This window comes from Nitrosomonas supralitoralis (genome assembly GCF_003011925.2).
In the GTDB taxonomy this organism is placed as follows: domain Bacteria; phylum Pseudomonadota; class Gammaproteobacteria; order Burkholderiales; family Nitrosomonadaceae; genus Nitrosomonas; species Nitrosomonas supralitoralis.
Genome location: NZ_PXXU01000152.1, coordinates 1 through 1,430, shown reverse-complemented (window position 1 = coordinate 1,430; position 1,430 = coordinate 1). Strand labels below are relative to the sequence as shown.

Annotated in this window: 1 protein-coding gene; it reads left to right on the top strand. The window is 49.7% G+C overall.

Translation table 11 applies throughout. The features are described from left to right. Window positions 1-90 precede the first annotated feature (90 nt). Window positions 91-1,131 (top strand): IS110 family RNA-guided transposase, encoded by a 1,041-nt coding sequence (locus C7H79_RS17120; RefSeq protein ID WP_106708427.1) that lies wholly within the window; start codon window positions 91-93, stop codon window positions 1,129-1,131. Window positions 1,132-1,430 lie beyond the last annotated feature (299 nt).

Below are 1,430 nucleotides of genomic sequence, written 5' to 3'. Positions count from 1 at the left end.
TAATGGAATGGACGCCCACTACCCTAAACGGCATCAACGTGCCAAAGTAGTGGTGCAATAAAGCCCACCAAATAGAGAGGAGCGTCCGACATGAAGATTACAACGATAGGCATCGATTTGGCAAAAGAAGTATTTCAGATTCACGGGGTGGATATACACGGCAAGGCTTTGCTACGTAAGCAACTGCGCCGCAGCGAGATGGCGAGGTTCTTTGCCAATCTGGATCCCTGCCTGATTGGCATGGAAGCCTGCGGTAGCTCACACCATTGGGCGAGAAAGCTGGGCGAATTTGGGCATACTGTCAAACTCATGTCACCCCAGTTCGTCAAACCTTATGTGAAGACCAACAAGCATGACATGGCAGATGCAGAAGCGGTTTGTGAAGCAGTGAGCCGACCCAACATGCGTTTTGTACCGATCAAAAACGTTGAGCAACAGGCCATCCTGTCGATACACCGTGCTAGACAAGGCTTCGTCAAAGCCAGAACCGCGCAGGCAAATCAGATGCGTGGTTTACTCTCTGAGTTTGGTGTTGTGATACCTCAAGGCATCCGATCCATCAACAAACGTATACCGGATATACTGGAAGATGCCGAGAACGGTTTACCAGGTACCCTGCGCAAGTTATTGGAAAGACTGAACACTCACCTCAAGGAATTAGATCGACAGGCGGAAGAGCTTGAATTGCAGATCAAGCTATGGCACAAGGAAAACGAAGCGAGTCAAAAACTTGAGGCTATTCCCGGCATTGGTCCGATCACGGCGAGTGCCATTGTGGCAACTGTGGGAGATGCTGCGGGATTCAAAAACGGAAGGCAGCTTTCGGCATGGTTCGGATTGGTTCCAAAACAACGCTCCAGCGGTGGTAAGCAGATATTGCTTGGTATCAGTAAACGTGGCGACACTTACTTGCGCACTTTGCTGATCCACGGCGCACGAGCGGTCATTCGCTTTGCCGAGAACAAGGCTGAGCCGGAAAGCTGGTTACGCAAGCTAATGGCGCGGCGCAATAAGAATGTTGCCGCCGTTGCTCTGGCGAACAAAAATGCTCGCATTATCTGGGCGTTACTTGCCAGAGACACTAAATTCCACCCCAATCACACTTCGGCAGCATTCGCTGCCAAAGCCTGATCAGGATGGCTGAATAAAAGCGTATTGGTAATGGCACATCGAAAACAAGTTTAAGGAGATAGACTTTCACCGATTGCACAGGCAATCATGACATGATGGCAGGATAGGTTAGACCGTGGTTGGGTAAGCTCGCCAGGAAACAAGCACATTAAGTGCGTTATCGTGATAGAGCCTCAACCAGCGTATTCCATCAGGGACAGAGGAAATGTACCTCACTCAAAGTCCGGATGTATGGCTGCAATCTTAGACCTTCTCAAAATCATTAACTGAATGCTTGGCATAACGTGGGCGTCCATGTA